The organism is Bifidobacterium sp. B4111, from assembly GCF_026537235.1.
GTDB lineage: Bacteria > Actinomycetota > Actinomycetes > Actinomycetales > Bifidobacteriaceae > Bombiscardovia.
Genome location: NZ_JAFNMO010000003.1, coordinates 61,718 through 83,258, shown reverse-complemented (window position 1 = coordinate 83,258; position 21,541 = coordinate 61,718). Strand labels below are relative to the sequence as shown.

The following is a 21,541-nucleotide window of genomic DNA, read 5'->3' as shown; positions in this document are numbered from 1 at the left end:
TCAACTACGGAACGCTCGCCTGGGCGCTGGTCACAATGCCCCACCGCCTGGCGAACTTCGACCAAGCCGTTCCATATGTAGCGACCCCTCGACCCGTCCAGGAACAGACGGCCTCCCCAAGAAGCCGGCCATCGGCTGCAGTTGTCAGTCGACCAATTTGAGCGATATGTCTGTGGCCGCCGGAACGTTCCAGATGGATAACAGCATCGAACGCCCCCTGCGCCAGAGCAGCCAGGGCCCTCGGCTGCAACCCCGCCAACAACCCCAGAGTCGCCAGCCTGGCAGGGACGCGTTCCACGTTGTCAGCATGCAGCGTTGCCATGCCACCCCGATGACCGGAATTGAAAGCACGCAGCAGATCAGCTATCTCCTCACCCCGACACTCGCCCAGGATGATCCGATCGGGCCGCATGCGCAGTGTGGCCTTGACCAAATCGACCAGCCCCACACCCCCCGCCCCTTCAACGTTGGACTCTCTGACAGCCAGGGAAACCATATTCCTGTGGCCGGCGATACGTCCAAGCTCACGGACCTCCTCCACGACGACCAGCCGTTGCTCCTGCGGGCACATGCCAAGCAGGGCTCGTAGGAATGTGGTCTTGCCGGCACCCGTGCCTCCGGTTACCAGAATGCTGGCCCGATTGACCACCAGCGCCCGAAGGATGAAGAGCCAGCTGGCGGGACACAGCCCAGCAGCCGCCAGCTCTTCCAGACCTGGCGGGTGTCTGTTGGGCAATCTGATGGAAATGGCGGCACCCTCGGGAACGAGTGGGGCCAGCACGGCGTGGACTCTGATCCCCTCCCTGCTGGAAGCATCAGCCATAGGCCGGGCATCGTCCAGGCGACGTCCCAGCTGAGCGCATAGCTGCACGGCAAAGTCCCTCACAGCTCGAGGGCCTGCAAATCCAGGTCGAAGCAGAACCTCCTCCATGCCCGCGCCTCGGTCGATCCAGACATTGCCCTGACCGGTCACTGTGATGTCGGTCACCGCAGGATCGTTCGTCAGCCCGTCCAAATACCCGAAAGTGGGCGGCTGATCGGAATCGTCGTCAGGGAATGGATCTTCATTGCTTTCCCCACTTCCTATGATCATTCGACAGCTCCAGACCGAACCGATTCGCGTGAAGAGATCCGTTCTCCTGTTCTTTCCCCGACGACGATCATCCCTGCGATCCGCTCGGCCAAAGGATGAAGGGCCCGCGCGTAGGCACGCGGCACCCGTTCCAGGCCACGTCCATCCAGAACGGATGTCGACAGTTTCTGTTGCGGCTTAAGAACCACGTCCACCGATCGGCCCAGAAAATCCTCCGCCTGTTCCGGGTCGACGCCATGACTGATCCGGTGCTGTGTAGGCATCATGCCAATCAGAGCCATGGGGGGTCTACATGAAATCAATGGACTGTCTTGGACGCGATCACCAGCACTTCTTCGGCCGTTCAGAACGTGGAGAAGCGCCTTCGCCCGTGCAAGGCCCAGCACGGTCATGTCCACCATCAACAGCGAAGGCAACCCTTTCAGCGAGCGCAGATTACCCAGACCCTGGCCCCGACCGGCATCAATCAGCAAGAGATCAGCAAATCCAGCCATTGCACTGACTGCCGCATCCAGGTCCCACCAGCCCTGTGGCGGAGCACTCCAAGGATCATTGCTGAGCAGCGGGATGCCATCCCAGATCGGCAGTTCTTCACGGAGTGCCTGAGGATCCACACGACCTAGGGGCGCGTGGATTCGCCCAAGCCGCATGCCAGGCGCCCCCTCGATGCCGACCAGAACATCCATCCCTCCGCCATCCAGGTCCAGATCCACCAGAGCGCATGACAAGGCCATGTCCCGAAGCTGTTTGGCCATCAGAGCCGTCATGGTTGTCAGCCCGATTCCTCCCGAGGCCGAGAGAAAGACCAAACCGGTCACGGCGGACTCATATTCAGCATCTTTGCCCGCAATCCGCCGATCGGACAGGATGGGTTGCTTGAACCGAACGGCATCTTCGTCTTGCAGGCGATCCGATCCTGAGGATCCTGGAAAATCAAACTGTCGGACCGCGCCCATCACTCTCCCTGGTCGGTGTTCAGTAGGCAACCCAACTGAATTTAAAGAATGCGGGGCCCAGTCAGGCTCTCGCCCTTTCATGCCGCCCTTTACCATCATCGGCGGTCTGCCTATGCTCATTGCTGTCATGGCAACCAGTACATCCGCCTCCTGGCGTCGGCACCAGCCCCTCGGGCTTATGTGGTCGAATGACCCTATGCCTCCACATCGCTTCGTCCTCACTGTGCACGAATTCATCGAGATTACGACACGCCTGAAACTGCAGTATTTTTGAGCCCATATCCATGAAAGGCCTCAGATGATCACACGGAAGCAACAGATTCCTCCAAACTTGGCGTATTCAGCCTGCCGTAATGCACGCAATCGCACAAAAGACCAAGCAGACCACTTTCTTCGCCCCAACTGCCAGGCATGCTTGCCAGCTGCCTGAAAACTGGCATAATGGCATATACAAGGACGGTTCGAGAATACGGAAGCCCACAAAGTGTATGGCCACTAGGACCGATACGTTGAACGTGTGTATAAGACTTGACCGTTGCAACGATGATGTTGTGCAGAGATTCCATCTGGACCGACCTTGTGGGAACGGCCTCCTGCGGGGGGCCGTTCCTATTTATCCACAAGCGTTATCAACGATTGCAGAGGACGGCACCTGCGAATAAAGTGCTATGGTATGGTTCAGAAATTTGACGCACCCTCCAAGGCTTTGCTACGCAGCCAGATCGCGGAGCATATTGCCGAGACCGACGGCCAGGCACGGCACGTATCCAAGCACTCGGATCACACGGTCTCGCCCTTGCCTGAGGATCGCTTTTTTGACCGGGAACTGAGCTGGCTCAAGTTCAACAAACGCGTGCTGGAACTGGCCGAAGACGAGAGCGTGCCCCTGTTGGAACGCGCCAACTTCGCCGCCATCTTTGCCAGCAACCTCGATGAGTTCTTCATGGTCCGCGTGGCAGGTCTGAAGCGTCGCGTGGACACTGGCATCGCTGTGACGGCCGCCAGCGGGATGAGTCCCCGTCAGCAACTGAGGGCCATCTCCGAACAAGCGCATAAGCTCCAGGACGAGCATGCCCACTATGTCATCGACCACATCCTGCCGGATCTGGCCGCCGAAAGCATCATCCTGCTGAGCTGGCCACAGCTGAGCAGCCAAGAGCAGGAACGGCTCACCAAGTTCTTCCGCAACCAGGTCTTTCCGGTCCTGACCCCGCTGGCCGTCGACCCGGCCCACCCCTTCCCCTACATCTCAGGCAACTCCCTGAATCTGGCGGTCCTGGTGGAGAACCCGACCTCAGGCAAGACCCACTTCGCCCGCGTCAAGATTCCCGACAACCTCTCCCGTCTGGTTCCTGTGGACGATCTGACCGACGAAGAGGGCCGGGAGGAGCGCTACGGGTTCATCACCATGGAGAACCTGATCATCGCCCACTTGGAATACCTCTTCCCGGGCATGATCATCAAAGAGGCCCGCTCCTTCCGCGTCACCCGCAACGAAGACATTGACGTAGAAGAGGACGACGCAGAGAACCTGCTCAATGCCATGGAGAAGGAGTTGCTGCAGCGGCGATTCGGACCGCCCATCCGCCTGGAGATTTCCGACTCCGCCTCTCCCTTCCTCTCCCAGCTGCTGGCCAGCAAGCTCCGGGTCAACCAGGAGGAGGTCTATCGGCTGCCTGCCCCCTTGGACTGCACGGTCCTGTTCGAGCTGCAGTCCATCGACCGGGCCGACCTCAAGTTTCGCCCCTTCATTCCCACCACCAACCGACAGATAGCCGAGGTGGAATCCAGCCAAGCCCAGGACATCTTCGCCGCCATCCGTGAGCATGACATCCTCCTTCACCACCCCTATGACTCCTTCTCTACTTCGGTTCAGGCCTTTCTGGAACAGGCGGCGGCCGATCCGCGAGTGCTGGCCATCAAGCAGACCCTTTACCGGACCTCGGGCAACTCGCCCATCATCAATGCCCTGGTGGATGCCGCACACGCCGGCAAGCAGGTCCTGGCCCTGGTCGAGATCAAGGCCCGGTTCGACGAGGAGGCCAACATCGCCTGGGCTCGTCAGCTGGAACGGGCCGGCGTCCATGTGGTCTACGGGATCGTGGGGCTGAAGACCCACTGCAAGCTCTCCCTGGTAGTCCGTCAGGAGCAGGACGGCCTGCGTCGCTATTGCCACGTAGGCACCGGCAACTACAACCCCAAGACCGCCCGCCAATACACCGACCTGGGTCTGCTCACCTGCGACCCGGTGGTGGGACAGGATCTGACTCGGCTCTTCAATCAGCTGTCGGGTTATGCGCCCAAGTCCTCCTTCCACCGCCTGCTGGTAGCCCCGCGCACGGTCCGCTCCGGGCTGCTGCAGCGGATCGCCCGTGAGGAAGAAACCGCCCTGAACGGCAAGCCTGCGTGGATACGGATCAAGGTCAACTCCCTGGTGGACGAAAAGATCATCGACGCCCTCTATCGGGCCAGCCAGGCGGGGGTCCGCATCGACATCGTGGAGCGCGGCATCTGCTCCCTGAAACCAGGTGTGCCCGGACTGAGCGAGAATATCCGAGTCCACTCCATCCTGGGACGATTCCTGGAGCACAGCCGCATCTTCGCCTTCGCTAACTCCCAAGGCCCTCAGATCGGCGAGGGTCCCCTAGCCGGACCTGAGGTCTGGATAGGTTCTGCCGATCTGATGCACCGTAACCTGGACCGCCGTGTGGAGGCGCTGGTCCGCATCACTGCGCCCGAGCAGGTGCAGGGATTGATCGACTATGTGGATCTGCAGATGGCCGACACCACCAGCTCCTGGCACATGCAGCCCGACGGCACCTACGTGCGCCACAGCCGCGATGACCAGGGCAAGCCTTTGGTCGACTCGCAGGAGTACCTGATCGACCGTCACACACGAACCCCCAGGGCCAGGCGATGATGATACGCCTCCAGGCCAGCATGGCCGCCGCCAAGGCAGACGATTGGGATGGCACCCGGCCATGAGCAGGACGGTCGAGGCAGCCGGAGCCATCCTCTACCGGTGGCGCACAAGCTTCCAGGGATGGATGAAATTCAGCGACGACGGCCGGGCGGCCTCGGGAGCCAGCCCACGCTCCGACCTCGATGAGCTGGAGCTCTGTCTGGTCCATCGTCCCAAGTACGACGACTGGAGCTGGCCCAAGGGCAAGCTGGAGAATCGTGAGACCCACATGCGTGCGGCCGTGCGCGAGGTCGGCGAGGAGACAGGCTGTCTTGTCCGGCTGGGGCCATACCTGGGAGATGCCGAATATCCCCTGAACAACGAGGGCCGACGCCGGGGCGGCAAGGGCGGCAGGCTCAAACATATCTGTTACTGGATGGCCACGCTGACCGACTCGGAACACGCCGCCGGTCAGAGCGCACTGCTGGGACCCATCCACCGGCCTGATTCCAGGGAAGTCGACCAGATACGATGGGTCGGAGTCTCCGAAGCCCGCAAACTATTGACCCACCCCAGCGACAGAACCATACTGGATGCCTTCGTGGACAGGGTGGAGCAGGGCGGCATCCGGGCTCGTCAGTTGATCATCGTCCGCCACGGCAAGGCAGTGGCACGCAAGGAGTGGACAGGCAAGGACGCGAATCGTCCTCTGACCCCCAGGGGCGCCGGCACCTCCTACGCCCTGGCTCGGGAGCTGGCCTGCTTCGCGCCCGACCACCTCCTGTCCTCCCCCTGGATCCGCTGTGTGCAGACGTTGCGACCCTACGCCGACGAGGTAGGCCTGCCCATGGAGATGGTGGCCTGCCTGACGGAGTCCTCCTACCACCGCCGCCCCCAACAGGCCCACAGCTGGTTGGACAGGCAGATGGCCGACCTGCTGACAGGAAACCGAACCACAATGATCTGCATGCATCGCCCGGTCCTGGGCGGCATCTTCGAAAAGCTACGCGGGCTGTGCTCCAGCGGATCACTGTCCAAACGGCTGCCTGACGACTCCCCCTTCATGCCCACCGGCAACGCCGTCGTTCTCAGTCTGACCGGCGACCCCAATCATCCGACCATCATCGACATACAGAAGGTGACTCCCATTGTCTACTGACAGCAACTCCAGAATCGGCTCATCCTCAATCCGCTCTTCCCGTACGGGATTCGTGGCGTCCGGCACCGGAGCATCCCGACCCTCACGCCCGGGCCAGCTGGATCCGGCCATCGCCGACCAGCTCTCCGGAGGCATGGACCCGCAGCAGATCAGCGAGATGAGCCACGTTTCGGCCGCCTCCCTGCTGGACCGGGTCCACCACAGCGCCGACCCCGTCATCGTAAAACGGGTTCTGACCCTTGTGGACCGCGAGGGCGTGGATGTCGTGGCTGAGCTCTGGAGCGACAGCGACCCCGACTCCCTGCCCGGCATTCTTTGGCGGCTCTACATGCTTCGCAGCTGGATGCGTAAGGACGCCGATGGAATCAGTCGGCTGTGGCGGCTGGGCGAACCCACCGACACCGCTGCATCAGCCATAGCCGGCGTCGACCAAGCCCCAGAGGCCGACGACATCATCCGAACCGCCGACTCCATCCTCTCCGGAGCCTTTACCGGCGACTTCGCCATAGCCCTGGAACGGGCCGGAGCCTTCTGCGACGTGATCGCCCGCGGCATCAAGACCACCATCCGGGATGCCCAGAGCCGGCAGCTGGACGGTCAGGAGGCCAAGGAGGTGGACGCAGCACAGCGCACCGTCAACTCCCTTAATCAGACGGCCCGTGACTTCATGCGGGGCGCCTCGCTCTGGCGGCGAGGACGGCTGGAGTAGAACCCGCCACCCTTTCAAGCCGGAAGCGTAAGCGCGTCGCGAGCGCAGATCAGACCCCGGCATGCCCTACAATGGGGACTGCGTCGGACCATGGCTAAGCCCCGGGCTCCGTTTGTTGCCGCTGCGAGCGGCGTTTGCGCCGACAGGCGCTTACATGGTTCGGCGTTTTCATTTCCATTCCCGAATCGAAAACAGCATGGCTTGCCGGTCGCTACCAGAAGCCGACCCGCTGAGCTACGCTGAGAGGTATGGAACTTCACGTACTGGAACACCCGTTGATCGAGCATAAGCTGACCGTACTGCGGGACAAAAACACCCCTTCCAACACTTTCCGCGAGCTGATCAGCGAACTGGTCATGCTTGAGGCCTACGAAGCCACCCGCAATCTGGACATAGAGGATCACCCCATCGAGACCCCTGTCGCTCCCATGGTGGGCAAGAAGCTCTGCTCCCCGCGCCCCATGGTTGTTCCCATCCTGCGTGCCGGGCTGGGCATGCTTGACGGCATGACCCGTCTGTTGCCTACCGCTGAGGTCGGATTCCTCGGTCTCAAGCGCGACGAGAACACCCTGGACATCATCACCTACGCCAACCGCCTGCCTGAGGACCTCTCCGGCCGTCAGTGCTTCCTGCTGGATCCCATGCTGGCCACCGGCGGCACCTTGATCGCCGCCACCAAATACCTGGCCGAGCGCGGCGCCAAGGACGTGACCTCCATCAACATTCTGGCCGCTCCCGAGGGCCTGAACCGACTCAAGGAGGAGATGGACCCCTCCATCAACCTCAAAGTGGTGGTCTGCGCAGTCGATCAGAAGCTGAACGAGCACGCCTACATCGTGCCCGGCCTGGGCGATGCCGGCGACCGCCTTTACGGCGTCATCGACTGATTCTGTTCTTTCTTCGGTGGGGATCGTCGCGCATTGACGATCCCCACCGTTTTTTATAAGTAGACAGAACGCCGTTCAATCTCCCCTTTTCCCGACTTGCGATGATAGGCTTCCCCTAGGGGTCGAATAGTCACGATTGCCCGGGGAGAGGCCGATCATGGTTGAATCAATACAGGTCATCGACGACGGCGACAGCATGGCAATACTGGGGGACCTCGAAGCCATCGACGGGTTCCTGCAGTCGCACCATCTGCAATCATTGGCCGAGCCCATCAATCCCCATACCGACCGAGGGTACCTATCGGGAATGGTCGCTCAGGTCCTTGGCGATAGGGCTTTATCCGGCAAATGGGTCAGGCAAGACGGGAAGGTCCCCAAAGCCCTCAGCCAATATGACCTGCACCGGGACCAGCGCACGGGCCTGTCCGCAGGCACGGTCCTGGTGAAGGATGGCGAGGAGGCCCAGGGTGGGCAGCGGTTCCTAGACGGTTGGAAATCCGCCCTTTCTCCGGTCATGCTGACCAACATCGGTGCCCTTATAACCCAGTATGAGCTTCAACAGACCATGCAGGCCATGGTGGAGTACCTGCGGAGAATCGACAAGCATGTGGACGACATCCTGCGCGCCCAGCGGGACACGGTCCTGACCAACATGGTCGGGGTCAACCTGGTCATCGAAGATGCCCTGGCCGCGCGCAACCAGATCGAGCACGTTTCACAGACCACCTGGGACAAGGTGCAGGCCACGTCGTTGGCCATCGCCCAGACGCAGGCTTACGCAATCCGCCAAATCAATGTCATCACCGAGAAGATAGGTGATGGATCAGGGGTCCATGACCTGGGCACCGACATGGGGAATTACCGGGATCAGATCAATGAGTGGCTGGCCGTCCTGGCCAGATCACTCCAACTGCAGGATGCCAGCACGATCCTGGAACTGGACCGGGTCGCCCAGGTGGAACCCGATGAACTCGACCAACACCGCCAGGCGGTGAAGACCGCGCGTGAACACCGTGTCCGTGTCATTTCAGAGAATGCCGACCATCTACTCAAGCAACTTGATCAGACAGCAGAAAAAGCCAACAAGGAGGTTCTGCTCCACCCCCAACAGTCGCCACGAATAGTTGATTACTGCAACCTGATCAAGCAGGACATGGCGGAATTCGGCCAGGGCATCGGACTGGACCGGAGCAGCGACCCCCTCACCTCCCGACCCTGGCTGGATGCAGCCCGTGATACCACGTCCCAGATCATGGAAACAAGCAGGGAGGGCGTCGATACCGCACGCAACATCGGCGGGCAGGTTCTAGGAAAGACCCTGAAAGGCGTAAGCACCGCTTGGGATCTGAGCGGCCAGGCCCTTGACCGGACCAAGGGAGGCGTGGACAATGCCCGCGACCTTGGTGACCAGGCCCTGAACCAGGCCAAGGAGCTCGGTGGCAGGATAGCCGGCTCCGTCTCCCGCCAGTCGTCGGAAATTCTGCATAACGCCAATCTGAAAAAGAGAATAACCCACCTCTTCCACTCAGATGAGCACAATCAGGATCCCCAATAGCCGGCCTCGGGATAGTACGAATACCATCCCTGCCAGTTCCTCTCCGATTTGTTTCCATGTACCGACCGAGCGACCCAGAGTCCCAGCCTTCCAAGAGCCAACCCGCGAACGGTCTTAGTTGACAGATTTTTGCCCATCCGAGCATGCCCGGCATCTCCATGCCGTATTTCCTGCTGTAATCAGGTACCCTGATTCATCACTGATCCGACCCCGAAAACACCCTGAGGGGCGGTCCTTCCTGTGCTCGAATGGTGGTATCCGAACAATCGGGATGCCCCCGATGAGACGGACCCATGGAAATCGGATGGAGGGACTCCGGCTATGCAGACGACGAGGACGAACAGGGCACCATACCCAAATGCCGGAACCAGAACCGGAACCGTCAGGAGGCCTGATCTGCTTTCTTTGGTCTCATCCCTCCTCCATGAGCATCGAGCCTCTTACACGGTCATGGTCCTGGCGGTCATTGCCTCATCTGCGCTGACCAGCGCCTGGGTCCAGGTCGCCTTGGCCGCGCGGATGGGCGACGGGATGCCGGACATGCAGACCCTGAGCGTCTTCGACCGCACAATGGCACAGAGCGCGCAGGAAGCTGCCAAACAGCTGTCCATCATGGCCGCTTGTGTCTGTGGGTTCATCTCGATCTTCCTGGTCATCACCTCCGTAGGATTCCTGATTGAACGTCGCCGGCGCGAGTATGCCATGATGCGTCTTTCCGGAGCCTCCCCCAGGCTGGTGCGACTGATCTGTCTGCTGGAGTTCATCATTCCTTTGGGCCTGGCCGACCTGATCGGCAGTGCGGCAGGCTGCTCCCTGGTTCCCTTCTTCGCCAAGTCCCTCATCAACTCGGGTCTCGAACAGCTGAGCATGACTGCCCGGCCCCATCCCGAGGGGGCCCTCATCTCCTTCGGCGGCATCCTTCTGGCCTGCCTGATAGGGGCCTGGTTCGCCGCCAGGAGGATCACATCCATATCTCCCATCGAGGCCATGCAGGCCTCGGAGCACCGGGCGGGAGCCAAGCCGATCGGTCCCTTGCGCCTGGTGACCGCCCTGGCAGGCCTGGTCGGCGGCCTGGTCCTGGTCTTCCACAACTTCCACAGCATGGATGTGGAGAGTCAGATTCTGGCTGCCACCGGCTGCATGCTTGTCGCCGTCGGCGCTCTGGCCCCCGTCCTGGTGTCTGCCTGCAACAATCTGATAGGCATCCCCTTTCAGCTCATCTCCCACGGTTCCGGCCTCCTGGCCAGGCAAAGAGCGTACAAGGAAAGCCGCAGTTCCACTGCAATAGCCCTGCCCGTCATCCTGATGCTGGTCATCATGACCGGCATGCTGAGCATGGCCAGAACGAGCTGGGCCAACTCAGCCATCGACCGATACAAGCCGGTCGCGGCCGATGTCGTGATCAGTGCAGGAAGCGAACGGACAGGGGACCTGGACCGGCGACTTCAGTCTTCATCAGACATCGAATCCGCCGTCACCTACAGCAAGGATGTCTGGAGGGTGGAAGAAGACAGAACCAGCGCGGCCGATGATGAGGAGACAACGGACAACCTTCCCGCCATCACGACCATGCACATCAACAAGGCTGGCAATGCCACCGACAAACTCAGCCCCAACTTCGTCAAGGGATCCGCTGACGACCTGGGCCCGGGCAGGATTGCCGTCACCCCGAATTGGTCCTTGTACCACAACAAGCAGGACCCCTTGGGGCACAAGCTGGACCTGGTCGACAAGAACAACCGACGCCACACAGTAACCATCACCGCCGTAGTTGACATGACCCCCACAGGGCAGACGGAGCAATACCTGAGTACGGATACCGGCCTGATTGATCTGGCACCCGACCCCAGGGGACTGACCACCCTGGTCAAGGCCGCCCCGGGAGTCCAGACGGACGACCTGGCCAGTCGGCTCAACGGTTCATGGGACCATAAGGACATCAAGGCGCGCACCAGGAAAGAGCACATCAGGTATGACATAGGCAGGTCCCAGGAGGTGCAACGGGCCCTGCCCAAGATGGTGGGTGGAGCCGTCATCCTCACATCCATCTTCCTGGTCCAATCCTGCGCCATCGCCGTCAGCGAGCGCCGTCAGGAAAATCGCAGGATGCATGCCGCTGGTGTTTTACACGGAACATTGGTCCGCGCCTCCGTCTGGGAATCGGTGATTGACACCCTTTCGGCCACCCTTCTCTCGGCCCTGGCCATGGTGGGTGTGCTGGCAATCATCTTCAGGGCCTTGTCGAAGCAGGTCGACATGGACATGGTGCCCCTGCCATACGATTACTTCCTCATCATGTCCTTGTGCGCGATGGCCCTGGCCGCCCTGATCTCCGGTCTCTACGGCTGGTTCAGTTCTTGGGCAGATAGGACTCGAAGATGATGCCGTCGAAATCCGGGCCGGCGGTCTCCTGGGCCTGTTCGGAACGGATGGTCCAGGCGATTGGGACCCCGCCGAGGAATCGGTAGAGGCGCATGGGCACAGAGTGGCCGCCATGCCACTCGCAGGCCACGAAGTCCGGCCGGCCCAGCCAATTGAAGAGGAGGGAGCCGGCAATCCACCGCAGGGCCGAATCGAAGGAGTCCACTCGACCGTGGTATGGGGCCATCAACTGCCCTCGGATCACCTCGGGCCGGTGGGCCCGATACCAGGCAAGCGCCAGGACATTGAAGGATTCGATGACATAGTCCCCGCGATAAGCGGAAAGGAGGGCATCGGTCTTGCTCATGAGCTCCCTGTCCAATCCGCCATCCATCTTGATCTCGACGATCAGGGGCGCCCGGCCATCCACCAGCGCAAGCACTTCGGACAGAAGGGGTACGTGCGGGGCTTCAGGACTCCCTACCTCCCCATCTGCTGTCTGCCCGCCTCGACCTCCGACATGATCGGCATGCATCGGGCCCCTGTCATCGGGGCCATCCGCCGCGTTTTCCCTAGGGTAGAGGGGAATCTGCTGCAATTGCGCATAGGTCAGGTCCGCCACGGCACAATTGACACCCGCCACCCGTTTTAGGTCCCCGTCATGGATGACCACCACCTGGCCGTCGCGGCTGAGGTGGACGTCCAACTCGATGCCATAGCCGGCTTCACATGCGGCCTCGAAGGCAGGCAAGGAGTTCTCCGGAGCCACTGCCATGGCGACCTCCTCCGGCCTCCCCGACGATGCATGCCTGCCAGCCGATCTTGCTGATTCGACCTGCAGACACTCATGGACCCGGTTCAGATACGCCGTCCGCGCTGGGCCGGGCTCGTCCGAATCCATACCAGACCCGGCATCGTGCAATCCCCTATGAGCATATGGACGGCAGGAGAGGCTCGTCGGCCGTCTCCTGCCCGCGACCACCGAAATCCCCGGTGCCAGGGCCCAGCACCATGCCCCCAGCGCCCCGAGACTTAAACCCAGGGCGACCTTGCCAATCGAATGTCCCTTGGACCTCATCATCGCCTCCCGCCGTCAGGTATGTCACCATCCACGCTAGCATCACCGGAATGTAAAACCGGGGTCGTCAATTTGACTTCGAGTGGCTTCACAGGCATATGGTGGACTAAAAGGGCAAAGCGGTTCCATCATCCGCTCCGCCCCATCGGTATCAGAGAAGAGGCCTGACCTTGCACGAGACTCAATCCATATCAATCCCGACCGTCACGCTCAACAACGGTGTCCTCATGCCCATGGAGGGCTTCGGTGTCTACCAGATCGCCGACCACGACGAGTGCCGGCGTTCCGTCATGGATGCCTTGGAGGCAGGGTATCGGGCCATCGACACGGCCCAGGCCTATGGAAACGAGCAGGCCGTTGGAGATGCCCTGGCCCAGAGCGGCCTCGACCGCGACCAGGTCTTTCTGACCACCAAGGTCTGGATCACCAACTACGGATACGACAAGACGAAGGTCTCGGTCGAGGAGTCCATGAAGAAGCTGGGCACGGACCACCTGGACCTGGTCCTCCTCCACCAGCCCTTCAACGACTACTACGCAGCCTGGCATGCCCTTGAGGACCTCTATGACCAAGGTCTCCTGCGGGCCATCGGCGTCTCGAACTTCTATGCCGACCGCTATGTGGACCTGGTCAAGTTCAACAGAATCGTCCCCGCCGTCAACCAGCTGGAGACCCATGTCTTCCACCAACGCCTCCAGGAACGTGCCTACATGGACAAGTACGGCACCCGGATCGAATCCTGGGGACCCTTCGCCGAGGGACGCCAGGGTATGTTCACCAACCCGACCCTCACCGAGATCGGGCAGGCACACGGCCGGACCGCGGCCCAGGTGGCCCTGCGCTTCCTGGTTCAGGACGGGGTCATCGTTATTCCTAAGACCACCCACCGCGAGCGCATGCGCGAGAACCTTGACATCTGGGACTTCCAGTTCAGCGACCAGGAGATGGACCGGCTGCGGGCCATGGATACCGGCAAATCCGCCTTCATGAACCACGAATCCCCCGAGACCGTGGAGGACTTCGCCAACTGATTCAGCATCAGACAGTATCTGTATCTGTGCAGGATGGGCGGGCTCTCAGTCTAGGCTTCACCGTTGCGTCGCCGACGCTTGAGGGCCCGATGCTTGATCAGGATGTCCAGGACTATCCAGACCGAAAGGATGAAGGCCACCACGTATCCCAGCATACTGACCACCGGAATGCCGAAGACCACTGGTTTGATGCGGGCGAAGTAGACGATTGAAGAGCCCACATAGAGGCCGACGACAATGAGGGCCATGGTCAGTCTGTTGACCATGTCGGACAGCTGCTGCAGGGGCTCCTCGGACCCCACCAGCTGCACGTTGGCCCGAAGCTGGCCCCGGGTCAGCATCCTGGCTGCAGTCTGAGACTCGGCCAAGGCGCCCAGAAGGCCGTGCAGGGCCAGATCGCCCTGGGCGCCCAGCTTCCGGGTCTCTTCCTTGAGCCTTGACCCTGCGCCCTGGCTGCAGGCGACATGGTCGGCTATGATCTGCACGATATTGGCCTCGGGCAGGAACTCATCCAGGAGTCCTTCAAGGGTGACCAGGCACCGCGCCACCATGGTGACCGACCCTGGCACCTTGATGCCATGCCGGGCGGCCAGCTTCATGACGGCATTGACGTATTCGGCGATATCAAGATCGGCCAGATCCAGCTTGCCGAACCGCTGGACGACAGCATCCAGATCGGCCAGCAGATAGGGGTAGTCCTCGGCCCTGGCCTCTCCGGTGCCGGCGAAGCGGAGCAGGCCCTGGGCCAGGGCCGGTGAATCCTCGCGCCCTACTGCGAAAATCATGTCCTTCAAGGCCGCTTTGGTCACCTTGTCCAGGCGGCCGACCATCCCCAAGTCGATAAGCACAATACAGCCATCGCGGATGATGATGTTGCCAGGGTGCGGATCAGCGTGAAAGAAGCCCCGGTCCATGATCTGGCTGGCATAGTTGTCGACAAGCTTGGTGCCGATCTCCCTCAGGTCATAGCCCTGGGCTACCAGTTGCGCGGGCCGTGAAAGGGATATCCCGTCGATGTACTCCATCACCACCACATGCCTGGTGCAGAGCCCGGGATAGGGCTTCGGACAGTCGATATAGGCATAGGAGTCGCAGAAATCCTTGAACTCCGCCAGATTCGCAGCCTCCTGCTGGAAGTCGACCTCGGACTGGAAGGTCTCCCAGAGCTCTTCGACCACCCCGCGCAGGTCCACCACCTGGCTGCTGCGGACGAACCGCGAGGCCCACCTGACCATGCTACGCAGAATGTCGATGTCCTGGGCCATGGTCTCTTGAATTCCCGGGCGCTGGACCTTGACGGCCACGTCCTCCCCGCTCACCAGGCGCGCCCGATGCACCTGCGCCAGAGAGGCCGAACCAAGAGGAACAGAGTCTATCGAGGAGAAGATCTGGTCGAGTGGACGGCCATACTCGGCGGCAAGGGTGCTGGTCACCACAGAATAGGGAATGGGATCCGCGTCAGCGCGCAACTTGGAAAGCTCACGACAGAAGGCCTCCGGCAAGATCTCAGAACGCATGGAGAGAATCTGGCCCACCTTGACGAAAGTGGGCCCAAGCGCCTCGAACATGCGACGCATGGTGACCGGGGTCAGACCGTGGATGATGTCGAACCGGTTGGCGATGCGAATCATCTCCGCCAATCGGCGGACCCTGCCACGCCTGTGCCGGATCCTTCCTGCCGCCCCTTGGTGCGCTCCCGTTCCAACCCCGAAGAGGCCAATGGTCTGCACCTGGGCATCATGTCCATTCATGGCATCCATGCTCACTGCTCACCCGCATCCTTTGCCCGCATGGCCGACCGGCACGGGACCTCCCGGTGCAGATGACCGACGCCGACAGCGATTGGCTGCCTTCAGCCCTGCTGGCCCGCGATGGGATCATTGGAGGTGATGGGGATGGACCCGGGCCGGCGATCCGGAATTGGCGCCTGCGGCTCCTGGTCAGGACGGAAGGGGGCAACATGAGTTGCTGGCCTGGGCGCGCCAGCGGCTGGAGCCGGAGCAGGACGGTTCTGCCTGTTGCGTTTGAGCTCGGTATTGAGAATCCGCCCCTGCTCGACCGTCAGCTCGCCCTTCTTGACCAGGCTGTCGACGACCTCCTGGCTCTTCTCCACCCCTGTGGCCAGCGCTCCGATGCCAGCCAGAAGCACCTTGTGCAATCCATCACCTATATGCAAATCCGACATGATATGCCTCCAAGCATTCATAAGCCCTCGAGGTACCGGGCCCTGTTGACCGCTGAGAGACGAACGGCCGTCTCTTTCTACAGTCTAGACGAATATCCTTGACCGATCCGGCTCGACACTATGACAAGACGGACGGTCCGGGCCCTTTCACTGGCGCTGACTGCCACCCTCGATCGAGAGCTCGCCGGAACAGGCTTCCTCTCATCGGGGCCTTGACGCAGCGATGCGGCTGGCCTGATCTGCCAAAGAGTCCAGACGCTCCAGCTCGCTCCGGCTCTTCTGGTCCATGGCCGCCTGCATCTGGGCGAGGGTGCCCTGACCATACCGTCTTTCTGCTGCTCCCTTGATAAGGAAGTCCGTGATGGCCGGGTTCTTAGGCAGCAATGACCCATGCATGTAGGTGCCGATGATCTTCTTCCATCGGGCTCCCTCGGTGTGGTCCTTGCCATTGTTGCCGCGGCCGTCTTCGGCCACCGTGCCCAGGGGCTGGGTCCCCTTCCCCAGATAGGTCAGACCCGAGTGATTCTCGTAGCCGACCACCCTGCCGAAGTCCTGTGCCTGCTCCACCAGGTTGCCGATCATCCGATCGGGCTGGGCAACGGTGTGCGCGTCAAGGATGCCGACCCCCTCCAGACGCTCATGCTCGGAGGTCTCAAAATAGTGGCCGAAAAGCTGATAGAGCCCGCAGATCATCAGCATGGGCACATCCTGGTCGGCCAGATCACGCAGCAGCCTGCTCCGCTTATGCAGGTCGTCGATAATCCGTTCCTGGCCATGGTCCTGGCCTCCGCCGCCCAGAATCATATCGATTCCCTCCGGCCACGCATCGCCGGGATCGTAATATCGGACCAAGGGACGGAACCCGTACAGCTCAGCCCTGCGGATCACGCTGAGTATGTTCCCTGAATCCCCATAGATGTTCATATCACGGTGGTAGAGGGAAAGAATCCGCAGCGGTGGACGGTTTCCCGCAGCCTCGGCCTTATCCTGTGTCTGCGGCATTCCTGCGCTCCTTTTGATTCTCTCGCTCATGCGCCCACCCCGGCATCGTCCACACTCGTGATCCTGCCGAGGGCGGACCGAAGCCGGAGCATAGACGTGTAAGTGCAGTAGATCCGCTTAGGACGCCCTGGGTGCGCCTTGAGGAAGGCTGTCAGCGCCCGATCCAAGTCGGTCTCGATTGCCTCAGTGGGCACTTGGTCATAGGCCAGGCGCAGGGCCATGTCATAGGCCCGGGTGCCGGAAACCATGGCCACGCCGGTATCTCTGAGCGAGGTGAAGTCCACATCCCAGAGCCAGCTCATGTCACGCCCGTCCGCATACTCGTCACGGATGCCGATCATGGTGTCCTGACCGACAGGGTTGAAGGAGGACAGGGCCAGACGGAAGCCCATGGGATTTTTGACCAGGACCAGCTCGACCGGCGCGCCCTGGTAGGTGATGACCTCTCCACGCCCGAAGGCGGGCGTCACCTTGGACAGGGCATCCATGAGCGCTGCATCATCAGGCTCCCTGTCTTCCAGCACGACCCTCACCAACGCCAGAGCAGCGGCCGCATTGTAGAAGTTGTAGACGCCCTCCAGACGCAAATCGGTCTCCAGAAGCCGACCATCCAGGCGGAAGGCGGCCCTGTGTTCCATGACTCGCTCCAGGGTCGCCTCGGCCGGCAACCGATGGCCGGGACGGAACGAACGGGAAACATTGTCCGCACCGGCACCGTCAGACTCCCGATCCGAGGCATGCATGTCGTCATCAGTGGGGAAATAGGTCAGCAGATCGTCTGACAGACCGAAGTAGGCCACGCCGGTCTGGGCCGGTGTCTGAGCGGCCAACCTAGCGATGCGCGGATCCTCACGGTTGAGGACCACCGTGCCCGTGGTGGCCTGAGCCACCTGACCCAGCAGCCGGGCAGTAGTATCGATTTCCCCAAACCGGTCCAGCTGATCACGCATGACATTGAGCAGGAGGGCGTAGCGGGGCTTGACCTGTCGCACAAAGTGAACCGCATAGGCTTCGTCCAGCTCCAGAACGGCAATATCAGCATGCAGCCGGCCGGACAGCCCCAGTGCAGAAACCAAGGCCGAGACCACGCCGCGGGTGAAGTTGGACCCGGTCGGGTTGGTGAAGACTTTGAGACCCAGGGATTCCAGCATGGAGGCCACCATCCTGGTGGTGGTGGTCTTGCCGTTGGTCCCCGAGACCAGGACCACACCACGGGGCAGCTCCGACAAGGTCCTGGCCAGGAAGCCCGGGTCAATCCGCTCGACCACCTTGCCAGGCAGCGCCGAACCGCCGTGATGGGACAGACGCGAAACGAGGCGCACAGCCTTGCCAACCAGAAGGGCCAGGAGCGAACGCCAGCGTCGGGAAGAACGACCCGGCTGATCGGCAGGCTGCGTCTTGGAAGCCGTTGAACGCATGATCAGACCCCTCCCTGCTGGTAGTCCTGGGGCATGTCCTTGAACTTGGACTTCTCGCCCAGGAAGGCCAGCTTGAAGGTGTCAGTGGGGCCGTTGCGGTGCTTGGCCAGGATGATATCGGCCTCCCCCGGGCGGTCCTTCTTGTCGTAGAAGTCCGGCCGGTGGACCAGAAAGACCACATCGGCATCCTGCTCGATGGATCCCGACTCGCGCAGGTCGGAGAGCATGGGCTTTTTGTCGTTGCGCATCTCAGGGCCGCGGTTGAGCTGGCTCAGCGCCACCACCGGCACCTCCAGCTCCTTGGCCAGCAGCTTCAGGGCGCGCGAGAAGTCGGAGACCTCCTGCTGGCGGGACTCGACCCGCTTGCCCGAGGTCATCAGCTGCAGGTAGTCGATGACCACCAGTTTCAGGTCGTTGGTCTGCTTGAGCCGACGGCACTTGGCGCGGATCTCCATCAGGCTCATGTTGGGCGAATCATCCAGGAAGAGCGGGGCATCCTGGAGTCTGCTCCAGAAGGTGTTCAGGGTGTTCCAGCGTTCGGGGGTGATGTCGTCCGCCCGACGCAGGGCCACCAGGGGGATGTCGGTCTCGGCCGAGATGATGCGCTGGGCCAGCTCGGTCTTGCTCATCTCCAGGGAGAAGACCACCGTGGTCATGTTGTTGTGGAGGGCCGCAGCGCGGGCGAAGTCGATGCCCAGGGTGGACTTGCCCATGGCGGGGCGGCCGGCCACCACGATCATCTGCCCGGGCTGCAGGCCCTGGGTCACGTCGTCGATGCTCTTGAAGCCGGTGGGCACGCCCCGCTCCATGTCGCCGTTCTGCAGTTTGTCCAACTGGTCCAGGGTGTCATGGACGACCGGACCGATGGCCTCGTAATCCTGTCGGACCCTGCCCACGCTCATCTCGTAGACTTCGGCCTGAGCCAGGTTGACGATGTCCTCGGCCTGGGAGCCCTCGGCCGAGTAGCCCAGCTGGGCGATCTTGGTGCCGGCCGCGATCACATTGCGCAGGATGGCCCGCTGGTGGACGATTTCCGCATAGTAGGTGGCGTTGGCGGCTGTAGGAACCGAGGCCACCAGAGAGTGCAGATAGTCAGTGCCCCCCACCTTCTCCAAGTCGCCGGACTTGAGCAGCTCGTTGGCCACCAGGACCGCATCCACCGGCTGGGAGGCCGAAAAGAGGGTGACGATGGCCTCGTAGATGGTCTGGTGCTTGGGCTGGTAGAAGTCGGATATGTCAATCATCTGGCTGACCTCGCCGATGGCATCCTTGCTCATGAGCATGCCGCCCAAGACGGCCATCTCCGCATCGTCGTCATGCGGGGGCACCCGGTCGAAGAGCATGTCACGGCCGGTCTGGGCATGATCGGTGGGATGCTGTTCGGGATGGGTGTAGTCGGTGTAGTCGTCGGAAGCCATAGCCACGATTCTACGAAGAAGACCGTCCTTAACAGCCCTCAGAGGAGGATTTCACCCAAGGCATTCACCAGGAGGTACCGAGCTCTCCGGTGCAGCACAGAGTCGCCTCTGCATGTGCATAGAAAAATAAGTTATCCACATTCAAGGCGTGTCCTAGAGGACATGTGCGCAACTTATCCACCTCATGGGTATAACTCTGTGTAAAACTTGGGGACAGTCTTCCATATCATCAATCCAGCTTGCACTCGGGCCTATTTGGTGATACGGCATCTACCGGCAAGGCGTCCACGGACTGACTTCCAGGGGTTGTGTCTTCAGTCCAGAGCATTAGCATGACGTCCATGCGTAGCCAGAGGAACATCACCGAAACCAAGACCGGACCAATCACGCCGGAAGAACGGCGGGCGACCTACCGGACCATCGCTGGACTGGCCATACCCACCTTCGGCCAACTGATCGCCTCCCCGCTCTTCGTCATGATCGACACCGCCATCGTGGGCCACATCAGCGACTCGGCCCTGGCCGGACTCTCCGTCGGATCCACCGTGGTGCTGACCACCGTGGGCCTGTGCATCTTCCTGGCCTACGGAACCACCTCCCAGGTGGCCCGACTCATGGGCGCCGGCCGCCGCAGGGAGGGGATGCAGGCCGGTGTGGACGGCATGTGGCTGGCCTTCGTCATCGGCCTGGTCGTCTGTGCCGTTCTCCTGGCTTTGAGTCGGCCCATCTGCAGCCTGATGGGAGCCCGCGGGCCGGTCCTGCAGGCAGCGCAGACCTATCTGAACGCTCTGGTCTTCGGCCTCCCGGCCATGCTCCTGGTCTACGCGGCCAACGGCATCTTCCGCGGGTTGCAGAAGGTAAAGATCACCCTGGTGGCCGCCGTGTCGGGCGCCATACTCAACACCTCCCTGGAGATCCTTCTGGTCTTCGGCCTGCACATGGACATTCTGGGCTCGGGCCTGGCCACCCTGATCGCCGAGTGGGCCATGGGGCTCTTCCTAACCATTCCCGCCCTGGTTTGGGCCCGTCGTGAAGGCGCCCAACTGCGGCCCCGGCTCTCAGGCATGGCGGCCAGCATGGGCGACGGCTTCCCACTCTTCCTGCGGACCCTGGCCCTGCGGGTCTGCCTCTTTATGACCGTGGTGGCTGCGGCTCACCTGGGCGAGCAGGTGCTGGCCGCCTACCAGGGGGTCAATTCGGCCTGGAACTTCGGACTGAACATGCTGGATGCCGTGGGCATCGCCGGTCAATCACTGGTAGCCACCGAGCTGGGCGCCGGACAGCGATCACGGGCAAGGGTCATGACTGATCTGTCAGCCAAGGCCGGCATGGCCATGGGAGTGCTGGTCGGACTGGTCATGATTGCCTTGGGCCTCTTCGCCGCTCCCCTATTCAGCCCAACGCCGGCCATCAGATCGCTGATCACCGTGGGCATGATCGTCCAGGGGGTCTTCATGCCCGTCGCCGGATGGATGTGGGCACTGGACGGGATCCTGGTCGGGGCTGGGGACTATCGCTACCTGGCGGCCACCTGCTCCCTGACGGCTGTGATCTACGTGATCGGCCTGCTGGGCATGACTGCTCTGGCCGTGAACCGGACACCCACCTGGCGGATAGCCATGCTCTGGGCCGTGCTCAATGTCCTCTTCATCGGCGTCAGAGCCATCTGCAATGGCCTGAGAACGCGCACCGATGTCTGGATGGGAACAATCGACCAAGCCAGCCAAGCCTGAAAAGACATAGAAAAAGCAGGACCCCGACTGCCGGACCATGAAATCGGTCACAGC

16 protein-coding genes are annotated in these 21,541 nt (G+C 61.6%); 8 read left to right on the top strand and 8 right to left on the bottom strand.

Annotation, left to right across the window (positions count from 1 at the left end; translation table 11 throughout):
- Positions 1-4: 4 nt before the first annotated feature.
- The gene (locus tag J3T93_RS06525; RefSeq protein ID WP_267399225.1) at positions 5-1,093 is read right to left on the bottom strand and encodes a CpaF family protein; all 1,089 of its coding nucleotides are present in this window, start codon (positions 1,091-1,093) and stop codon (positions 5-7) included.
- A complete protein-coding gene (locus tag J3T93_RS06520; protein WP_267431026.1) occupies positions 1,090-2,049 on the bottom strand; it encodes a hypothetical protein in 960 nt (319 codons plus the stop codon). Before J3T93_RS06520 ends, J3T93_RS06525 begins: the two co-directional genes overlap by 4 nt.
- Before the next feature lie 673 nt (positions 2,050-2,722).
- On the opposite strand from J3T93_RS06520, the gene J3T93_RS06515 reads away from it, so the two are divergent.
- The 6 genes from J3T93_RS06515 (at position 2,723) to J3T93_RS06490 (ending at position 11,643) form a co-directional block, all read left to right on the top strand.
- On the top strand, positions 2,723-4,969 hold the full coding sequence (locus J3T93_RS06515) for an RNA degradosome polyphosphate kinase (protein WP_267431025.1): 2,247 nt from the start codon (positions 2,723-2,725) through the stop codon (positions 4,967-4,969).
- A gap of 61 nt (positions 4,970-5,030) precedes the next feature.
- The gene (locus J3T93_RS06510; protein WP_267431024.1) at positions 5,031-6,110 is read left to right on the top strand and encodes an NUDIX hydrolase; all 1,080 of its coding nucleotides are present in this window, start codon (positions 5,031-5,033) and stop codon (positions 6,108-6,110) included.
- A gap of 13 nt (positions 6,111-6,123) precedes the next feature.
- Positions 6,124-6,819, top strand: coding sequence for a hypothetical protein (locus J3T93_RS06505; RefSeq protein ID WP_024626983.1), 696 nt, complete (start codon positions 6,124-6,126; stop codon positions 6,817-6,819).
- Positions 6,820-7,067: 248 nt separating this feature from the next.
- Positions 7,068-7,706: a uracil phosphoribosyltransferase gene (upp, locus tag J3T93_RS06500; RefSeq protein ID WP_015022561.1), complete on the top strand. Its 639-nt coding sequence runs from the start codon at positions 7,068-7,070 to the stop codon at positions 7,704-7,706.
- A gap of 157 nt (positions 7,707-7,863) precedes the next feature.
- Entirely contained in the window at positions 7,864-9,261 is a 1,398-nt protein-coding gene (locus J3T93_RS06495; protein WP_267431023.1) for a hypothetical protein, read from the top strand.
- Between the two features lie 405 nt (positions 9,262-9,666).
- On the top strand, positions 9,667-11,643 hold the full coding sequence (locus J3T93_RS06490; protein WP_267431021.1) for an ABC transporter permease: 1,977 nt from the start codon (positions 9,667-9,669) through the stop codon (positions 11,641-11,643).
- On the opposite strand, the gene J3T93_RS06485 is transcribed toward J3T93_RS06490, so the two are convergent.
- Positions 11,612-12,397 (bottom strand): glycerophosphodiester phosphodiesterase family protein, encoded by a 786-nt coding sequence (locus tag J3T93_RS06485; protein ID WP_267431020.1) that lies wholly within the window; start codon positions 12,395-12,397, stop codon positions 11,612-11,614. The two genes, J3T93_RS06490 and J3T93_RS06485, sit on opposite strands and share 32 nt — an antisense overlap.
- Positions 12,398-12,927: 530 nt before the next feature.
- Here J3T93_RS06485 and J3T93_RS06480 point away from each other — a divergent pair.
- The gene (locus J3T93_RS06480) at positions 12,928-13,731 is read left to right on the top strand and encodes an aldo/keto reductase (RefSeq protein ID WP_267431115.1); all 804 of its coding nucleotides are present in this window, start codon (positions 12,928-12,930) and stop codon (positions 13,729-13,731) included.
- A gap of 50 nt (positions 13,732-13,781) precedes the next feature.
- Here J3T93_RS06480 and J3T93_RS06475 read toward each other — a convergent pair whose 3' ends face one another.
- The 5 genes from J3T93_RS06475 to dnaB all read right to left on the bottom strand — a co-directional run bounded on the left by J3T93_RS06475 (position 13,782) and on the right by dnaB (position 19,679).
- Positions 13,782-15,491: an ABC1 kinase family protein gene (locus J3T93_RS06475; RefSeq protein WP_267431019.1), complete on the bottom strand. Its 1,710-nt coding sequence runs from the start codon at positions 15,489-15,491 to the stop codon at positions 13,782-13,784.
- Positions 15,492-15,583: 92 nt separating this feature from the next.
- Positions 15,584-15,916 carry a phasin family protein gene (locus J3T93_RS06470; protein ID WP_267399216.1) on the bottom strand — a complete coding sequence of 111 codons (333 nt, stop codon included), beginning with the start codon at positions 15,914-15,916 and terminating at the stop codon, positions 15,584-15,586.
- A 201-nt stretch (positions 15,917-16,117) separates the two neighbouring features.
- Positions 16,118-16,918 carry a type 1 glutamine amidotransferase gene (locus J3T93_RS06465; protein ID WP_267431018.1) on the bottom strand — a complete coding sequence of 267 codons (801 nt, stop codon included), beginning with the start codon at positions 16,916-16,918 and terminating at the stop codon, positions 16,118-16,120.
- Positions 16,919-16,944: 26 nt separating this feature from the next.
- Positions 16,945-18,336 carry a Mur ligase family protein gene (locus tag J3T93_RS06460; protein ID WP_267399214.1) on the bottom strand — a complete coding sequence of 464 codons (1,392 nt, stop codon included), beginning with the start codon at positions 18,334-18,336 and terminating at the stop codon, positions 16,945-16,947.
- 2 nt (positions 18,337-18,338) lie between these two features.
- Positions 18,339-19,679, bottom strand: a complete 1,341-nt coding sequence (dnaB, locus tag J3T93_RS06455) for a replicative DNA helicase (RefSeq protein WP_267431114.1) — start codon at positions 19,677-19,679, stop codon at positions 18,339-18,341.
- A gap of 416 nt (positions 19,680-20,095) precedes the next feature.
- On the opposite strand from dnaB, the gene J3T93_RS06450 reads away from it, so the two are divergent.
- Positions 20,096-21,487: an MATE family efflux transporter gene (locus J3T93_RS06450; RefSeq protein ID WP_416378832.1), complete on the top strand. Its 1,392-nt coding sequence runs from the start codon at positions 20,096-20,098 to the stop codon at positions 21,485-21,487.
- Positions 21,488-21,541: the final 54 nt, after the last annotated feature.